Origin of the sequence: Streptomyces chengmaiensis, from assembly GCF_029846775.1 — a bacterium.
GTDB classification, from domain to species: Bacteria; Actinomycetota; Actinomycetes; order Streptomycetales; family Streptomycetaceae; genus Streptomyces; species Streptomyces chengmaiensis.
This window is the reverse complement of the sequence record NZ_JARWBG010000044.1, coordinates 44,865-61,885: the sequence shown is the minus strand read 5'-3', so window position 1 is coordinate 61,885 and position 17,021 is coordinate 44,865. Positions and strand designations below refer to the sequence as shown.

The window sequence follows — 17,021 nt, the reverse complement described above, 5'->3', positions numbered from 1 at the left end:
GCTCACAGCCCGCACGGCCTACCGGCCGGAAACATCACGGTTTGGCTGAGACCTCGCCCTTGTGTAAGCGACTGCTTAGCATGGTGGCCTCCGGGGAGGACGCCGCCGGCTCCCGCGAGGGCGTCCGACCCGGTGGAGAATCGTCACCGCGCTGCGTGCGGCTCACGGCACGGCGACTCGCGTGGTGTTCTCGCACCCCATCCGCCTGGAGGGTCCATGCACACCAGCCCCGTACCCGGCAGCGTTCTCCCTCACGGCCACGGCGCGGCGGACGGCGCTCCTCTGCAGCTCTTCGACCGCGCGTGCAGGCGCCTTCTGGAGCTCGGCACAGACCTCACGAACACGGTCGTGGAGAGGATCCGCACCGAGGTGCCGTACTACGCCGACCCCGTGCTTGCGCCGCCCGACCTGCGGTGCACCGTGAGCGCCGGTACCCGGCACGCGCTGGAAGCCGCCCTGGATCCCGCCAGAATCGCGGACGTCGAGCGGTACACCAGAGAGCTGGGCAGGAGGCGGGCGGAACAGGGCCGCCCCCTCGACGAGGTGCTGCACGCTTTCCGCGTAGCCGGCTCCGCCGTCTGGAGCCGCATCGTCAACGTGGTGGAGCGGGACGGGCTCGGCGACACGCGACAGCTGGTGCACATCGCCGAGCTGGTGTGGAAGAGCAACGACCGCGACTCCGTCCTGGTCGCCGACGCCTACCGGCAGGTCACCGAAGGCGTCGCGAGCCGGCACCGTGAACGCGTACGTCTGATCCTCGCCGCCCTGCTGGAGACCCGCAGCGACCCGGAGTTCACCCGGAACGCGGCGGCCATCCTCGATCTGCCGCTCGACGGGCGTTTCGCCGTGGCGGTGGTGGGTGCGACACCGCCGTACGGCCGCACGCCCCGGACCGCTCCGGAGGTGCGCGGCATACGGATCCTGCGTCACACCCGCGGACACCAGGATGTGCTCGTCGCCCACCTCGGCAACCGCCCTCTGAACGCACTCGCCTCCGGCCTGGACGCGGGCCCCGGGCTCCGTATCGGGATCAGCCCGGTCGTCCAGGGGCTGGAGAACCTGGCGCGAGCCGACGACATGGCCGGACTCGCCCTGCGCACGTGCCGGGCCGACGGCGAGATCGCCCGGCTCGACGCCCGTCTGCCCGACGGGCTCCTGGTCTCGCGGCCCGACCTGTCCGCCGAACTGGCCCACGGGGTGCTGCGGCCCATGTACGAACTGGAACCCGCCGACCGCGACACGCTGTTCGACACCATCGGCTCCTGGATCGAGAACGGCGGCTCAGCAGTCCGGGCCGCCCGTCACATGCTCTGCCATCGCAACACCGTGCTCAACCGTCTGCGCCGGTTCGAGCAGATCACCGGCCTCGCGCTGACCCGCCCCCGCGATCTGGTGCATCTCACCCTCGCGCTCGACGCCCACCGCCTGCTCGGACCGGCCGCCGTTCTCCGTACCACCGACGATGCGGCCGCCAGCGGATCGCCTGACGAGGCCTGACCGCCACCCGCCCGCCACCCGGACCCTTGCAGACCGCTTCCCGGCGACGCACGGCCGGGCAGCGGCCGAGGTCCGCCCCGCGGACGGCACGGCCGCATGGGCATCAGCACAGTGATCGACGCCAGGGTTTGGGAGCGGACAACGGCGTGTGCGCAGCGCATGGACGGGCCGGGGCGAGCGTGCTCTCGTGAGCCGCGCACGGAGGCGATCCGCCCGCTCCACGCCCACCAGGAGAACGCATGGACCCGCACACCCCCCGGCTTCATCACGGCCCACGGCCCCGTCACCCAGGCATGACCTTCGCCGTGGTCAACGGATCGGCCTTCGGCGTGCATCTGCTGCTCGCCTGCGCCGCCGACGCCTTGATGGCCAGGCGCGTCTGGGGGGAGGCCACGGTCGGCATGCTGGCGCTCCTCCTCCAGGGCTCCCTGCTGGTGTGGACGGCGGTGCGGTACGACCGCCACGCGGACGAACGCCGCGCTTCGCAAGGGCAGGTGGGATGCTGATGAGTCCGCAGATCATGCTCACCGCACCGGGAGCCCTGGACGAGGACACACGTGCGTTCGTCCTGATGGGTTTTCTAGCGTTCGTCGTCCCCATCCTGTTCATCTGTGTCCTCAGCGGCCCCGGAAGGGACCGGATCAACGAGTTCTACACAGCGGGCCGCCGACTGTCGTCCCTGCGGGGCGCCCTCGTACTGGCCGGCGTCTATCTGTCCGCGGCCACGGTGCTCGGCACGACGGGAAGCGTCGCGGTCTTTGGCTACGACGGTCTGTTCATCGCCCTGTGCACCATGCTGTCACTCGGCGTGCTCCTTCTGCTGGCCCTCCCTCTGCGCGAGCGCGCCGGCTGCACACTGGGCGACACATTCGCCCTGCGGGCTCCAGGGCCCGCGGCAAGGGTCGCGGTCGCCGTCGTGACCTTGAGCGTGTGCGTCCCCTATCTGGTCGTGCAGCTCTCCGGTGCGGGAGTGACGACCGCGGCGCTGCTGGGGCTGTCCGGTCCTGGCGCCGAGCAGTCGGCCATCGTCATGATCGGCGTGATGGTCGTCTGCGCCACGGTGTTCGGCGGCATGCACGGCACCATCGTCATTCAGGTCATCAAGACGGTGGTGCTGCTCGGCGCCGTCCTGGCCGTGACGGCTGTGCTGCTCCATCGCTTTCACTGGAGCACCGACTCCCTGATCGAAGCCGCCGGGCAGGGCAGCGGCCGTCCGGTCGACTATCTGCGTCCCGGCCTCCGGTTCGCCGCCGGCGCCGCCCCGGAAAGCACGCTCGACTTCATCGGACTGATGGTCACCATCGTGCTGGGAGTGGCGTGTCTGCCCCATGTCGCCCTGCAGATCGGCACGGCTCCCGACGCGGCCACCGCGCGGCGTACCGTGCGCAACGCCATCGGCATCGTCGGCGCCCTCTGCCTCGGCACGGCTCTGATGGGCTTCGCGGCCGCCGCGTTGGTCGGCGCACCGGCGATCGTCGCGGCGGATCCGGGAGGCGCCACGGCCCTGCTGATGCTCACGGGCGAACTGGCGGGGGGCTCGTCCACCCACGCAGGCGGGGCGCTTCTGGTCGTCCTCGTCTCCTCCGCGGTGTTCCTCACCTCGCTGGCCGTCGTGGCAAGCGTCACCCTGGCCGCCGCGGGCGCGATCGCCCACGACGTGTACACGCATGTGCTGCGCCGCGGGCGCATGACCGAGGGCCGTGAGGTGGCCGCCGCACGATGGGCCTCTGTCGGCGTCGGCGTGCTGAGCATCGGACTGGCGGTCTCGGTCCAGGGATGGAACGTCCTGTTCCTGTCGGTTCTCTCCCTGGCCGTGGCGGCCTCCTGCCTGCTTCCGGCACTGGTGTACTCCCTGTTCTGGAGCGGCTACACCAGAGCCGGGCTGCTGTGGACGCTGTACGGAGGCCTAGGCTGCGCCGTCGGACTGCAGATCTCCGGCCCGGTCTTCTCGGGCACCCCGCTGGCGCTCTTCCCGGACTGGCGCCTCGACTGGTTCCCGCTCCAGACGGTCGTCCTCGTGTCGCTGCCGGCCGCCTTCCTGCTGGGCTGGCTGGGCAGTGTCGCAGGAAGGCGGCGTGCGCCGACCGTGACGCAGGGCCGTGGACTCAGCGCTGAGGGTTCCCGTCAGGATGCCGGTTCCGGGGGCCGGTTCCCGGCCGCGGCGGGCGATCTGCCGATCGCCCGCCAGTCGTACAGTCCTGAGGGGCGGTGAGCGGGGCCACGGCGTCCGCCGCGATCGGACTTCCCGTGGGCGACGGTCCGCGTCTTCACGCTCACTCCCCCGGCAAGGGGAGGTCGACCAGCTCTGCGAGGCGGGCCCGGTGGGCGCCTGGAGTGCCGAACGCGATCTGGTCGGCCTTGGCCCGCTTGAGGTAGAGGTGCGCGGGGTGCTCCCAGGTCATGCCGATGCCGCCGTGCAGCTGGATCGCCTCCTCGGCCGCGGTGACGGCGAGGTCGCTGCAGTAGGCCTGCGCGACCGCGGTCGCCGCGAACACGTCCGGGTCGCGGACGGCCAACGCGGCCGCCGCGTGGCGCGCGGCGGCGTTGGCCGACTCCACCCCCGTATAGAGGTCGGCGAGCCGGTGTTTGAGGGCCTGGAACCCGCCCACCGCGCGGCCGAACTGACGGCGCTCCTTGAGATAGCCGACCGTCGTCTCGAGGCACCAGCGGGCGACGCCGAGCTGCTCGGAGGCGAGCAGCGCCGCACCGGCCTCCAGCGCGCGGCGTACGGCGGGCTCGGCGTCGGCGACCAGCAGCTCGCCGGGGACCCCGTCGAGTGTGACGTCGGCGATCTGCCGGGTCATGTCGAGCGACACCACGGGGGCGATGCCCGCCCGCGCAGCGGGCACGGCGTACACGGCGATGCCGTCGGCGGCGGTGGCCGGCACCAGCAGGACGTCGGCCTCGAGCGCGCCGGCCACACTGGTGACCGTGCCGGCAAGGCGGCCGTCGGCGTCGGCTGCCACGGCCGGCAGGGAGCCGTCAGGCGCCGTCGAGAGCGGCAGGGCGAGGGCCGCGGTCCGCTCCCCGGCCGCGAGCGAGCCGAGCAGGTCCCCCTCGGTGTCGAGCAGGAGGGTGGTCGCCACGACCGCGCTGGTCAGGAACGGAACCGGCGCCACCGTGCGGCCGAGTTCCTCCAGCACCACCGCGGCCTCCCGCGCCGAGGCGCCGGCGCCGCCGCGTTCCTCGGGGACCAGCAGGCCGGCCAGTCCGAGGTCGACGGCGAGCGCTCTCCAGAGCCCGGCCACCGGCGACCGGTCGCCGTCGTAGACCGCGGTCACGGAGGCCGGGTCGCAGCGGTCGGCGAGCAGGTCGCGCACGGTGGCCCGCAGGTCGTCCTCGACGTCGGTGTACAGCAGGTCGAGATCGCTCATCGGGGGAGCTCCTTCCACGGGATGTCCTTGTCGACGCGCGGCTCGGCGGGGAGGCCGAGGACCCGCTCGGCGACGATGTTGCGCAGGATCTCCGAGGTGCCTCCCTCGATGGAGTTGCCCTTGGCGCGCAGGTAGCGGTAGCCGGCGTCGCGGCCCGTGAAGTCGACCTTCTCGGGCCGGGCCAGGGTCCAGTCGGAATAGCGCAGCCCGTCCTCGTCCAGCAGTTCGAGTTCGAGGCCCGAGAGCTGCTGGGCGACGCGCGCGAAGGTCAGCTTCATCGCCGCCCCCTCAGGGCCGGGCTGGCCCAAAGCCAGCTTCTGGCGCAGCCGTTGGCCGGTGAGTCGGGCGACCTCGGCGTCGACCCACAGCCTCAGGAGCCTGTCGTGCAGCTCGGGCGTACGCCGGTCCGGCCGCTCGCGCCAGGTCCGGGCGACCACGCCGATCATGCCGCTCTCGCGGATGGCCGATCTGCCGATCGACACCCGCTCGTTGTTCAGCGTGGCGTTGGCGATTCTCCAGCCCTCGCCCTCGGCGCCGAGCCGCTGGCTGTCGGGCACCCGTACGTCGGTCAGAAAGACCTCGTTGAACTCCGCCTCGCCGGTGATCTGGCGCAGCGGCCGGACCTCCACTCCCGGATCGGTCATGTCGCACAGGAAGTAGGTCAGGCCGAAGTGTTTCGGGAGGTCCGGGTCGGTGCGGGCGATCAGGATCGCGAAGCGCGCGCCGTGGGCGCCCGAGGTCCACACCTTCTGGCCGTTTACCACCCACGCGTCGCCGTCGCGCACGGCCCGAGTGGCGACGCCCGCGAGATCGGAGCCGGCGCCGGGCTCGCTGAACAGCTGGCACCAGACCTCCTCACCGGTCCACAGCGGCTTGAGGAAGCGCCGCTTCTGGGCCTCGGCGCCGAACGCGAGGATGGTCGGGGCGGCCATGCCCAAGCCGATGCCGTTGGCCTGGTGGTTGTTGTCCGGGGCGCCGGCCTGCTCGAAGAGCTGGTCCACCTCGGGCTGCAGGGCCTGGGGCAGGCCGAGGCCGCCGTGCCCGTCCGGGAAGGACACCCAGGCCAGCCCGGCGTCGTACCTCGCCCGGAGGAACTCCAGCCGGTCGCTGGTCACGGGGTCGTGGGCGGCGAGGAAGTCGGCGACGCGACGCCGCAGATCCTCACGCAGGGCCGTCTCGTCGGCAGTCATCGAGCCCTCCTCGCGTCGGCCTGGCGGCGCAGCTCGTTGCCGGCCAGGGCGTTCTTGTGCACCTCGTCCGGGCCGTCGGCGAAGCGCAGGGTGCGGATGCCGGCGTACGCCCCGGCGAGGGGGAAGTCCTGGGAGAGGCCGCCGGCGCCGTGCACCTGGATGGCCTTGTCGAGAATCCACTGCACCGCAGCCGGGGTGGCGATCTTGATTGCCTGGATCTCTGTGTGCGCGCCCTTGTTGCCCACCGTGTCCATCAGCCACGCCGCCTTGAGCACCAGCAGACGCAGTTGCTCGATCCGCACCCGCGACTCCGCGATCCAGTCGCGTACCACGCCCTGCTCCGACAGCGGCTTGCCGAACGTCACCCGCTGCTCGGCACGTGCGCACATCAGCTCGATCGCGCGCTCCGCGACCCCGATCGAGCGCATGCAGTGGTGGATGCGCCCCGGTCCGAGGCGAGCCTGGGCGATCGCGAACCCGTCGCCCTCGGCCCCGATCAGGTGGCCGGCCGGGACCCTGACGTCGTCGAAGGAGAGCTCCGCATGGCCGCCGTGGTCGCGGTCGTCGTAACCGAACACCTCCGTGCCGCGCTTGATCTCCAGTCCGGGGGTGTCGCGCGGGACCAGGATCATCGACTGCTGACGGTGCCGTTCCGCAGTCGGGTCGGTCTTGCCCATCACGATGAGGATCCGCGCGTTCGGGCTCATCGCGCCGGTGATCCACCACTTGCGGCCGTTGAGTACGTAGTCGTCGCCGTCCCTCTCGATCCTGGTGGAGATGTTGGTGGCGTCCGACGACGCGACGTCGGGTTCGGTCATCGCGAACGAGGACCGGATCCTGCCGTCGAGCAGTGGCTCCAGCCACTCCTTCTTCTGCTGGTCGGTGCCGAACGACGCCAGCACCTCCATGTTCCCGGTGTCGGGCGCGGAGCAGTTGAGCGCGGGCGGGGCGAGAGCGCTGCTGCGACCCGTGATCTCCGCGAGCGGGGCGTACTGCAGATTGGTCAGGCCCGCGCCGTGTTCGCCGGGCAGGAAGAGGTTCCACAGGCCGCGGCGGCGCGCCTCGGCGCGCAGTTCGGCCAGCACCGGGACCGAGTCCCAGTCCCACTTGTCCTCCAGCCGGGCGAGCTGCTCCTGGAAGACCGGCTCGGCCGGATGGACGTGGTCGTCCATGAACTCCAGCAGGCGGGCGCGCAGTTCCTCGGTCCTGGCGTCGAAGACGAATTCCATCAGCGGTACTCCTTGAGTGAGGTGAGTCCTGCCTCGAGCAGCGGGGTGACCGCCTCGCCGATGGACTCGAAGCCCGGGCCGACGGTCTGGCCGTGCAGATGGCGGCAGTGGATGCCCTCGACGATCGCTGCGAGCTTGAACGAGGCGAGTCCGAGGTAGAAGCCGAAGCGGGACAGGTCGCGTGTGCTGTTCGCGGCGTACCGCTCGACGATTTCACCCTCGGTGAGGAAACCGGGCGCCGACGAGGCGTCGGTGACCGCGTTGGGGCCGAGCAGCGTGCCGAGCCGCTGGTAGAGCACCATCAGCGCCAGGTCGGTCAGCGGGTCGCCGAGGGTGGCCATCTCCCAGTCGACGACCGCGGCCGGCCGGTCGCGGTCATCGGTGAGGACGTTGTCGAGCCGGTAGTCGCCGTGCACGATGCCCGGCGCCGAATCCGGGGGGACGTCGGCGCGGAGCCGTGCGTGGAGTTCGGCCGCGGCCGGCAGGTGGCGGGTGTACGACGCGTCGAGCTGCTTCTTCCAGCGGCCCACCTGGCGGCCCGCGAAACCCTCCGGTCGGCCAAAGCCGGCCAGGTCCACCGCGTCGGGGTCGACCTCGTGCAGGGTGCTCAGGGTGTCGACCAGCCGGGTCGAGATCACCCGGGTCCGCTCCCGGCCGAGGCGTTCCAGCTCGGCGGCGTGTCGGTAGGGCGTGCCGGCGACCCGCTCCATCACGTAGAACGGGGCGCCGAGGACCTGCTCGTCGGTGCACAGCGCGTACGTCGCGGGCACCGGCACGCCCGTGTTCCGCAGCGCCGTCATGACGCGGTACTCGCGCGACATGTCGTGCGCGGTCGCGAGCACATGGCCCAGCGGCGGCCGCCGGACGATCCAGGTCCGGAGCCCGTCGGTGACCTCGTAGGTCAGGTTGGACCTGCCGCCGGCGATCAGCCGCGCGGTCAGGTCGCCGCCGGCGCCCGCCACGGTCCTGCGGAACCAGGGGGCGAGGCGGGCCGGGTCGAGACCGGGCAGCTGCTGTGTCGTGGGCATCAAGGCACCAGCACGCTGACGGCGTCGACGACGCAGACCGGCTTGGTCCCGCCGTCCCGCTCGACGGTGACCCGGGTGGTGACCTGATGCCCGCCGGCGCCCGGGGTGACCGAGAGGAGCTCGACGCCCGCGCGCACCTTCGAGCCGGCCGGCAGCGGGGCGGGGAAGCGCAGTCTGTCGGCGCCGTAGTTGACGCCCATGCGCATGCCCTCGACGCTGTAGACCTGCCAGACCAGCCGCGGCACCAGGGACAGGGTCAGATAGCCGTGCGCGATGGTGGTGCCGAACGGGCCCTGCGCGGCCCTCTCGGGGTCGACGTGGATCCACTGGTGGTCGCCCGTCGCCTCGGCGAACATGTCGATCTGCCGCTGGGTGACGGTGTGCCAGTCGGAGTGCCCGAGATGGGTGCCGACCGCCTGCTCGAGTTCGGCGAGGCCGTGGAAGGTCTTCATGCCTGCGGCCCTCCCGCGACGTACAGCACCTGGCCGGAGACGAAGCCCGCGCCCTCGCCGGCGAGGAAGGAGACGGCGTGCGCGATGTCCTCGGGCTTGCCGGTCCGGCCCACCGGGATCTGTGCGGCGGCGCCGGCCTTGAGCTCCTCGAACGGCACGCCCATCCGCTCGGCCGTGGCGGCGGTCATCTCGGTCTCGATGAAGCCGGGGGCGATGGCGTTCGCGGTGACCCCGAACCTGCCGAGTTCCAGCGCGAGCGTCTTGGTGAAGCCCTGCAGACCGGCCTTGGCAGCGGCGTAGTTGGCCTGGCCGCGGTTGCCCAGCGCCGAGGTGCTGGACAGATTGACGATCCGGCCCCAGCCGGCCTTCGTCATGTAGCCCTGGACCGCACGCGCCATCAGGAACGAGCCGCGGAGGTGGACGTCCATGACCGCGTCCCAGTCGTCGACGGACATCTTGAAGAGCAGGTTGTCGCGGGTGATGCCGGCGTTGTTGACCAGGACGGCCGGCTCGCCGAGCTCCGCCGCGATCCGTTCCACGGCGGCCTGGACGCCGTTTTCGTCGGACACGTCGACGCCGACGGCGAGGGCGCGGCCGCCGGCTCCCTCGATGGCCTCGACGACGGTCTTGCAGGCCGCCTCGTCGAGGTCGACGGCGGCGACCGCGAAGCCGTCGGCGGCGAGCCGCTTGGCCACGTCGGCGCCGATGCCGCGGGCCGCGCCCGTGACGACGGCGGTGCGGGAGGTGGTGGTCATGGGGTCACTCCTGTCGGTGAGAGGCCAGTTCCGGGATGAGGGCCGCCATGGCGGCGCGGGTGGCGGCGGCCTCGGCGTGCAGCAGCGCCTGCATCCCGACCGCGCGGGCGCCGAGCACGTTGGGCTCGGCGTCGTCGACGAACAGCACCCGGTCAGCGGGCAGGCCGAGGCGCTCGAGCGTCAGCTGGTAGACGGGGGCGAGCGGCTTGCGCAGCCCGACCTCGCCGGAGATGACGACGGGGTCGAACAGGGCGTCGATCCGCTCGCGCGGGTAGGTGTTGCCCCAGCTGTTCGAGAGCAGACCCACCCGGACGCCCAGGGCGCGCAGGTCGTCGGCGAGCTCGTACATCGCCGGGTCGGAGCGCATGCCGGCGAAGAGCCTGCCGAGGACTCCGACCGGGTCGACCGGGCCGCCGTGGACGGTGCTGAGCTCGGCGGCGAGCAGGGAGTCGAACTCCGCGACGGACAGCTCACCGGTCTCCAGCCGGTGGATCGGGGTCCCGTCCGGGCTGGTGCGGGAGAGCCAGGTCTTGAGCGTGCGGGAGAACGACGCCGGCTCGATGCCGTCGGCGGCCAGCCAGGCCGCGATCGAGTCGCGAACCGGGGTGGTCAGCACGCCGCCGTAGTCAAAGACGACCGCCTCGACGCTCATGGTGTGACCGCCGCCGGTTGGACGGTGGCGCCGGCGCCGCCGGTGACATGCCCGGCGCCGGTGACGACGGCGCCCCGGCCCCTTGTGTTCACGCCACACCGCCGGTGAGGGTCACGCCGCCGTCCACGACCACCAACTGCCCGGTCACCCAGGCGGCGTCGTCGGAGAGCAGGAAGGCGACGACGCCGCCTATGTCCTCCGGGACGCCAAGCCGCTTGAGCGGGTACGCCGCGGCGACCTCCTCCTCACGGCCGTCGTACAGCGCGGTGGCGAACTTGGTCTTCACCACGGCCGGGGCGACCGCGTTGACGCGGATGTCCGGACCGAGCTCGACCGCGAGCTCCTGCGTGATGTGGGTGAGCATCGCCTTGCTGGCTCCGTAGAAGCCGATCCCCGGCGCGGGCCGGATGCCGGCCACCGACGAGACGTTGACGACCGCGCCTCCGTGCTCCTTCATCCAGACCCGGTGCGCCTGCTGCACCCATGACAGTGCGGCGAGGCAGTTGACCTCGACGATCTTGCGAGCCGCGGCCAGGTCCAGCTCGACCATAGGGCCGTACGCCGGGTTGACACCGGTGTTGTTCACCAGCAGGTCGGCGCTGCCGAATGTGTCGACCGCGCGCCTGAGGACCTCGGCCTGGTGGTCGGCGTCGTCGGCGTGGCCGGCCACGCCGATCGCGTGCTCGGAGCCACCCAGCCGGGCGACCGCCTCGTCGAGCGCCTCCTGCTTGCGGGCGGTGACGACGACCTTCGCGCCGTCGGCCACAAGCCGCTCGGCGACGGCCAGGCCGATCCCCCGGCTGGCGCCGGTCACGATCGCCGTACGTCCTGCGAACCTCGTGTCCATCTCTTCGTCCTGCCTCTCAGCTCAGCCGCTCGAGCACCATGGCCATGCCCTGTCCGCCGCCGACGCACATGGTTTCGAGGCCGAACTGCTTGTCGTGGAACCTCAGGGAGTTGATCAATGTGCTGGTGATGCGGGCGCCGGTCATGCCGAACGGATGCCCGACGGCGATCGCGCCGCCGTTGACGTTGAGCTTGTCCTCGTCGATGCCCAGCTCCCGGGCGGAGGGGATCACCTGTGCGGCGAACGCCTCGTTGATCTCGACGAGGTCGATGTCGTCGATGGTCAGGCCGGCCCGGGACAGCGCCCGGCGCGATGCCTCGACCGGGCCGAGGCCCATGATCTCGGGTGAGAGACCCGTGACGCCGGTGCTGACGATGCGCGCCAGCGGCGTGAGGCCGAGCTGCTTCGCCTTGCTGTCGGACATGATCACGACGGCCGCGGCGCCGTCGTTGAGCGGGCAGCAGTTGCCGGCCGTCACGGTGCCGTCGGGGCGGAAGACGGGCTTGAGTGCGGAGACAGCCTCGATCGTGACGCCGGCGCGCGGGCCGTCGTCCCGGGTGACCCGGCTGCCGTCGGGCAGGGTCACCGGAGTGATGTCACGGGCCCAGAAGCCGTCGGCGATGGCCCGCTCCGCGAGGTTCTGGCTGCGTACGCCGAACGCGTCCTGGTCCGCGCGGCTGACGCCCATGAGCCGGGCGACGTTCTCGGCCGTCTGCCCCATCGTGATGTAGGCGTCGGGGAGCAGCCCTTCGGTCCGCGGATCGACCCAGTCCACGCCTCCGCCGGCGAGCTTTCCGGTGCGCGCCTGCGCCTCGGCGAAGAGCGGGTTCCCGGTGTCGGGCAGCCCGTCGGCGTTGCCCTTGGCGTAGCGGCTCACCGTCTCGACCCCGGCGGAGACGAACACCTCGCCCTCGCCTGCGCGGATCGCGTGCATCGCCATCCTGGTGCTCTGCAGGCTCGAGGAGCAGTAGCGGTTCACCGTCGTACCGGGCAGATGGTCCATGCCCGCCAGCACCGCGACGACGCGCGCCATGTTGAAGCCCGACTCGCCGGCCGGCTGGCCGCAGCCGAGGACCAGGTCGTCGATTTCGGTCGGGTCCAGCTCGGGCACCTTCGCCAGCGCGGCCCGCACCATCTGGACGGTCAGGTCGTCGGGCCGCAGGTCCTTGAGTGAACCCTTCACGGCCCGGCCGATCGGTGAGCGGGCGGTGGTGACGATCACGGCTTCCGGCATCGATGCTCCTTCCGACATACTAAGCGGTTGGTCAGGGGTTGAGGTTCAACCTGCACCGAGCGGCCCCGGACGTCAACCGGCAGCCTCGTGAGATGACCGTCACACCACCCCGGCCCGAGGGCAGCAGGCGGGACGGCCGGCGCGGGCGACCTGCTCACCGCCGGGCCCGCCGGCGGCCCGTCGCAGAGCCGCGGCCGCCTCCGCCGGACGCGGCTCCCACGTCGCGACGACGCCATGGCGCAGTACCGCCTCGGCCGCCGGGGCTCACGCCGCGAGCACACCGGCGCCCGCGGCGTGAGCCGTGCTCGCCTCCTTGGGCGAGGAGCATCGGGACGGCATCCGCCGCCGGGCGGGCCTTGCCCGGCGGCGCACCCTGGGGCTAGCCTCACGATGTCCATACCGACCAGTCGGTGTCTCGATGAGGCCGGCCGGGCCCCGCCACTGCAGGGTGTCCCGGCGAAACGCCGCCGTGCGGACGGGCCCCTCCGCACGGGGATCGGCGCCGACAGTGTGAGGAGCCGTCCCCATGAGCCGCACCAATCACCAGTACCGGCTTGCCGCGCGACCGGTCGGGCTGCCCAGGCCCTCCGACTGGGAGTATGTCGAGGAGCCGGTCACCGAGCCCGGCGAAGGCGAAGTACTGGTCAAGGTGAACTTCCTTTCGCTGGACCCGGCCATGCGCGGCTGGATGAACGAGGGCAAGTCCTACATCCGCCCCGTGGAGATCGGGGAGGTCATGCGCGCGGGCGGCGTCGGGCAGGTGATCGCCTCCCGCAACGCGCAGTTCGCCGTCGGCGACCACGTGTCGGGCATGCTCAACGTGCAGGAGTACTGCCTGTCGGACGGCCGAGGCCTGACCAAGGTCGATCCGGCGCTGGCGCCGCTGCCGGTGTACCTGGGCACCCTCGGCATGACGGGCATGACCGCCTACTTCGGGCTGCTCGACATCGGGCGGCCCGAGCCCGGGCAGACCGTCGTGGTCTCCGGCGCGGCCGGGGCGGTCGGCAGCGTGGTGGGCCAGATCGCCAAGATCAAGGGCTGCCGGGTCATCGGCATCGCCGGCGGTGAGAGCAAGTGCCGTCTGGTCGTGGAGGAGTTCGGCTTTGACGCCTGCATCGACTACAAGTCCGAAGACGTGCGCAAGGCGCTGCGGGAGCACGCGCCGGAGGGGGTGGACGTCTACTTCGACAACGTCGGCGGCGACGTCCTCGACGCCGTGCTGAGCCGCCTGGCTCGGGGCGCCCGCATCGTCATCTGCGGAGCGATCTCGCAGTACAACGCGACCGGCCAGGTCAAGGGCCCGGCCAACTACATGTCGCTCCTGGTCAACCGCGCCTCCATGACCGGGATGGTGGTCTTTGACTACGCCGAGCGGTATCCCGAGGCCGCCGCCGAACTCGCCGAGTGGCTGTCGGCCGGGAAGCTGCGCTCGCTGGAGGACGTGGTGGACGGGGGCGTGCAGGCGTTCCCCGACACCCTGCTCCGGCTGTTCAACGGCGACAACACCGGAAAGCTCGTCCTCAAGGTGGCGGATGAGTGAGGGCGCGGGGCGTGGGCGTGCCTACAGATCGAACTCGATGTGCTGGACGTCGGTGAACTCGATCAGGAGGCCTTCGGCGCGCCGGCCGCGGTCTTTGAAGTAGATCTCCTGGAGACCCTCGGCGGCGATCTCGCGCAGCTGCCGCTCGGTGGCGCCCTGTTCCCGGGCGTCGAAGAGCCGGGCGGCGTATTCGGGCGGCAGTGCCACGGTGAGGTGGCGCAGTCGGCTGTCGTCGGTGCTTCCGGGTGCGGCGGTGTACCCGAAGCGGGCGCGGGTGTCGACGACGATGCCGCCGACAGTGGCGGCCTGCTGCCTGGCTTTCGCCCGGATCTGCGGCTGCCACCGCTTCTTGACCTCACGCTCCATGCGGGCGGCGAGCTTGGCGCGGGGGCTTCTGATCTCGTCCTTCACATACCGCTCGACGGTGCGCTGGGTGATCCCGAGCAGGTCGGCGACGGGTTTCGTGGCCTTGTGCTGCTTGACCAGGTAGCGCATCCGGGCGCCGGCGGATTTCGGGATGGGTCGGGTGAACGTCTTCTGTACCGCTTCGTCGAGGCCGTCGCCGAGCCGTGCAGCCATCCCTCTACTCCCCGTTGTCCCGGGCGGCGGTGTCGCCGTCCTTGATGTACCGGGCGAGGTTGAGCTCCGGGGCGTCGGCCTGCTCGCGGACGCCCTCGCCCCACAGCACGGTCTGGGTGCCTTCGTGCTTGACCATCCCGGGGCTCACGCCGATCCGGAAGCCGCCCGGCAGGGGTTTGCCCTCACGGTAGGGGAGGACGTTCAGCGGGCTCGGTCCGTCGGCCGCGTACACGGCGCAGTCGGAGAGGATCGCGACGGGGTACTGGCCGGTGAAGGCTGCGTGCTTGACGAGTTTGCGGTGCATGTTGACCCGGGTGCGGGAGATGACGGCGGCGCGGATGTCCGGGCGCCATGTCGGCCGTGCGAGGGCCCGCCACGGCCGGCCGGGCTTCCAGTCCTCGCCGCGGGGCCTCTCCCGCAGTTTGCCGATGCCGCCCTTGACGGTCGCTTTGATCGCGGTGACCACGATCGCGAGCTGCGGGTCGCGCTCCCGGTATCCGTCCATCGCCGCCAGGAACTCCTCCGGGTCGGCGTCGGCCGGCACACCGAGGTCGGCCATCGTGGCGACGTAGGCGTCGCGGAGCCGGCTGTACCAGGCGTCCAGGTAGCGGCCGTTGTCGTACCGCACGTATGCCTCGATCGGGCGTACGTCGTAGCCGAGCTCCACCGCGTAGGCGACGGTCGGCGTGGCATACCAGGCCGGCCCCTCGGGCTTGCCGCCGTTCGGCGTGAAGGGGCTGGGGAGCAGCTCGCCGTTCAGCTCGGCCCATTCCCTGCCGACCTTCACGCGGGAGAGGTCCACGTGGCCGAGGTCGACCAGCCAGGAACCGGGCAGCTTGGGGTCAAACGCCGGCCGCTTGACGTGGACGGGTGCGCCGAGGCCCACGATCAGACCGTTCGCGCCGGCGGCGAAGGCCATGTTGACGTCGATGCCCACCAGGAACCGGCGGGTGCACTCGGCGTCGGTCAGCGGCCTCGCCCAGTCGTACGCCTCCTCCATCAGCATCTCGGCCGGGGTGCGCTGGTGGAAGCGGGGGAGATCGGCGAGCAGCGGGTGCCCGTCCGGCGCCTCGCACGGCGCGCAGTCGACCGGGTCCTTCCCCAGCGAGCCGGGGTTGTGCTCGGAGTGCCGCTTGCCGGCGGCGTCGGGCTCGGAGGCGCGGGTCGCGGGGTGCAGCGCGGTCATCAGCTCCAGGCCTGTGACGGCGGCAGAACCGCGCGGCGTGATCACTCGGGAGGCGTACACGCCCAGGAGCTGGGCGAGTTCCGCCGGCGGAAGCTGGCCGGCCTGGCCCCAGTGGCGGGTGTCGAGTGCGTCCCACGACGGAATGCACAGCTGGACGCACGAGCGCTCCGAGCCCTGCGCCGGGCGGTAGATCCGCGCCCAGGGCCCGAACCCGCGCCTGGTCAGTTTCCAGTTCGCGCGCGCCAGCTGCTTGATGACCTTGTGGCCCTCCGGGATCCGCCCGGCGAGCCTCTGCTCCTTGGTGAGGCGGACCGGCAGGCCGTAGCGCTCCAGCGCGGCCTCGGTGAGCACAAGCAGCGGGTCGGCGTCCTTCCCGGAGCCGGACAGCTTCGGCTGGCCGAGCAGCGCCTCGCGCAGCGTCCAGTCGACCAGGGCCGGGATGGACTTCGCGGGTACGTCCAGGACGAGGCCGCCGGTGCAGTACGCCAGAGCCTGGCCGTCCGCGGCGACGTCGACGACTGCGAGCGGGCCGTTGGCGAAGCGCGGGTCGGCGCCCGCGGGAGGGCCGGCCGGGGCCGTCTTCCTCGCAACCGGGCGGTGCGACGTCGACGGCGGCCCGGCGGTGGGCGAAGTCGACGCGGCTGCCCGAGCCGCGGCCCTGGCGCTCCCTGCGCGGGGCCGGGTGTCCGCTTCGGAGGGCGGGGCCGCAGCGTCGGACGTCTGCCCTGCGGGCAGAGCGCGCGCTCGCGGAGCCGGGGCGGGCTCGCCGGTGAACGCCTCGGGGGCGGGCGAGGCTTCGGGGTCGGCCGGGTACTTCTCCGCCCAGCCCTCCAGCAGCCGCAGGTAGGCCTGGCGGCGCGGGGGCCTCGGCTCGCTCCGTCCGGACTCCCAGTTCTTCACCGTCTGAGTCGACGTCTGCAGCACCTGGGCGAGACGGGCCTGCGGGATGCCGGCGGCTTCTCGCAGCCGAGCCCGCTCATCGGGCGGCGGCAGCTGCGGTTCGCCCTCCAGAAGCGCGTCGACGGCCGCGAACAGCTCTTCCTCGGTCGGCATGCCTCACCTCCACCGGAAGACTACCGAATTCTTATCCATGGATTTGAAGCTTGGTTATCCATGGATTCACACCGCCCGGGATATGACCGTTAGAGCACGGGCTCTGGACGGGTACGTCGAGAACCCGCGTCCGACCGACAGCCCGGTCGTCCGGCTCAACCGCGCAGTCGCGGTCGGCGAGGCCGACGGACCGCGCGCCGGCCTGGCGGCGCTCGCGGCGCTGGATGTCTCTCTCCCCCGACACGCCGCGGTGGCGGCATGCCTCCACGAACGCGACGGCCACATGGAGACCGCTCCACGGCTGTACGCCGAGGCGGCCCGGAGGGCGCCCGACCTCGCCGGGCGCGACCATCTGACATGCCAGGCCGCCCGGCTCGACACCCGCGGGCGTCGGTGACGGTCGAC

General features: G+C 71.9%; 15 protein-coding genes and 1 pseudogene. 5 read left to right on the top strand and 11 right to left on the bottom strand.

Going from position 1 to position 17,021, the window contains the following annotated elements; translation table 11 throughout:
* The first annotated feature begins 216 nt into the window (after positions 1 to 216).
* The 3 genes from QCN29_RS28230 to QCN29_RS28220 all read left to right on the top strand — a co-directional run bounded on the left by QCN29_RS28230 (position 217) and on the right by QCN29_RS28220 (position 3,709).
* Positions 217 to 1,497 carry a PucR family transcriptional regulator gene (locus tag QCN29_RS28230; RefSeq protein WP_279931722.1) on the top strand — a complete coding sequence of 427 codons (1,281 nt, stop codon included), beginning with the start codon at positions 217 to 219 and terminating at the stop codon, positions 1,495 to 1,497.
* A gap of 293 nt (positions 1,498 to 1,790) precedes the next feature.
* Entirely contained in the window at positions 1,791 to 2,003 is a 213-nt protein-coding gene (locus QCN29_RS28225) for a hypothetical protein (RefSeq protein ID WP_279931720.1), read from the top strand.
* Positions 2,003 to 3,709: a sodium/solute symporter gene (locus tag QCN29_RS28220; protein ID WP_279931719.1), complete on the top strand. Its 1,707-nt coding sequence runs from the start codon at positions 2,003 to 2,005 to the stop codon at positions 3,707 to 3,709. The genes QCN29_RS28225 and QCN29_RS28220 overlap by 1 nt, the downstream gene beginning before the upstream one ends.
* A gap of 61 nt (positions 3,710 to 3,770) precedes the next feature.
* On the opposite strand, the gene QCN29_RS28215 is transcribed toward QCN29_RS28220, so the two are convergent.
* The 9 genes from QCN29_RS28215 to QCN29_RS28175 form a co-directional block, all read right to left on the bottom strand.
* On the bottom strand, positions 3,771 to 4,871 hold the full coding sequence (locus QCN29_RS28215; protein WP_279931717.1) for an acyl-CoA dehydrogenase family protein: 1,101 nt from the start codon (positions 4,869 to 4,871) through the stop codon (positions 3,771 to 3,773).
* Positions 4,868 to 6,061: an acyl-CoA dehydrogenase family protein gene (locus tag QCN29_RS28210; protein ID WP_279931715.1), complete on the bottom strand. Its 1,194-nt coding sequence runs from the start codon at positions 6,059 to 6,061 to the stop codon at positions 4,868 to 4,870. The genes QCN29_RS28215 and QCN29_RS28210 overlap by 4 nt, the downstream gene beginning before the upstream one ends.
* On the bottom strand, positions 6,058 to 7,290 hold the full coding sequence (locus tag QCN29_RS28205; RefSeq protein ID WP_279931714.1) for an acyl-CoA dehydrogenase family protein: 1,233 nt from the start codon (positions 7,288 to 7,290) through the stop codon (positions 6,058 to 6,060). The genes QCN29_RS28210 and QCN29_RS28205 overlap by 4 nt, the downstream gene beginning before the upstream one ends.
* Positions 7,290 to 8,318: a phosphotransferase family protein gene (locus QCN29_RS28200; RefSeq protein ID WP_279931713.1), complete on the bottom strand. Its 1,029-nt coding sequence runs from the start codon at positions 8,316 to 8,318 to the stop codon at positions 7,290 to 7,292. The genes QCN29_RS28205 and QCN29_RS28200 overlap by 1 nt, the downstream gene beginning before the upstream one ends.
* On the bottom strand, positions 8,318 to 8,770 hold the full coding sequence (locus QCN29_RS28195) for a MaoC family dehydratase (protein ID WP_240136415.1): 453 nt from the start codon (positions 8,768 to 8,770) through the stop codon (positions 8,318 to 8,320). The genes QCN29_RS28200 and QCN29_RS28195 overlap by 1 nt, the downstream gene beginning before the upstream one ends.
* Entirely contained in the window at positions 8,767 to 9,525 is a 759-nt protein-coding gene (gene fabG / locus QCN29_RS28190) for a 3-oxoacyl-ACP reductase FabG (RefSeq protein ID WP_279931710.1), read from the bottom strand. The genes QCN29_RS28195 and fabG overlap by 4 nt, the downstream gene beginning before the upstream one ends.
* 4 nt (positions 9,526 to 9,529) lie before the next feature.
* Positions 9,530 to 10,177 (bottom strand): HAD family hydrolase, encoded by a 648-nt coding sequence (locus QCN29_RS28185; protein ID WP_279931709.1) that lies wholly within the window; start codon positions 10,175 to 10,177, stop codon positions 9,530 to 9,532.
* An 88-nt stretch (positions 10,178 to 10,265) separates the two neighbouring features.
* Positions 10,266 to 11,024, bottom strand: a complete 759-nt coding sequence (locus QCN29_RS28180) for an SDR family oxidoreductase (protein ID WP_279931707.1) — start codon at positions 11,022 to 11,024, stop codon at positions 10,266 to 10,268.
* A 16-nt stretch (positions 11,025 to 11,040) separates the two neighbouring features.
* Positions 11,041 to 12,258: an acetyl-CoA C-acetyltransferase gene (locus QCN29_RS28175; RefSeq protein ID WP_279931705.1), complete on the bottom strand. Its 1,218-nt coding sequence runs from the start codon at positions 12,256 to 12,258 to the stop codon at positions 11,041 to 11,043.
* A gap of 526 nt (positions 12,259 to 12,784) precedes the next feature.
* On the opposite strand from QCN29_RS28175, the gene QCN29_RS28170 reads away from it, so the two are divergent.
* Positions 12,785 to 13,798, top strand: coding sequence for an NADP-dependent oxidoreductase (locus QCN29_RS28170; protein WP_279931703.1), 1,014 nt, complete (start codon positions 12,785 to 12,787; stop codon positions 13,796 to 13,798).
* Positions 13,799 to 13,819: 21 nt separating this feature from the next.
* On the opposite strand, the gene tpg is transcribed toward QCN29_RS28170, so the two are convergent.
* Both tpg and tap read right to left on the bottom strand, forming a co-directional pair.
* A complete protein-coding gene (gene tpg, locus QCN29_RS28165) occupies positions 13,820 to 14,377 on the bottom strand; it encodes a telomere-protecting terminal protein Tpg (RefSeq protein WP_279931701.1) in 558 nt (185 codons plus the stop codon).
* Between the two features lie 4 nt (positions 14,378 to 14,381).
* Entirely contained in the window at positions 14,382 to 16,616 is a 2,235-nt protein-coding gene (tap, locus tag QCN29_RS28160; protein ID WP_279931699.1) for a telomere-associated protein Tap, read from the bottom strand.
* 118 nt (positions 16,617 to 16,734) lie between these two features.
* Here tap and QCN29_RS28155 point away from each other — a divergent pair.
* A pseudogene (locus tag QCN29_RS28155) lies at positions 16,735 to 17,013 on the top strand (RNA polymerase subunit sigma-24); the annotation flags it as partial.
* Between the last annotated feature and the right edge of the window lie 8 nt (positions 17,014 to 17,021).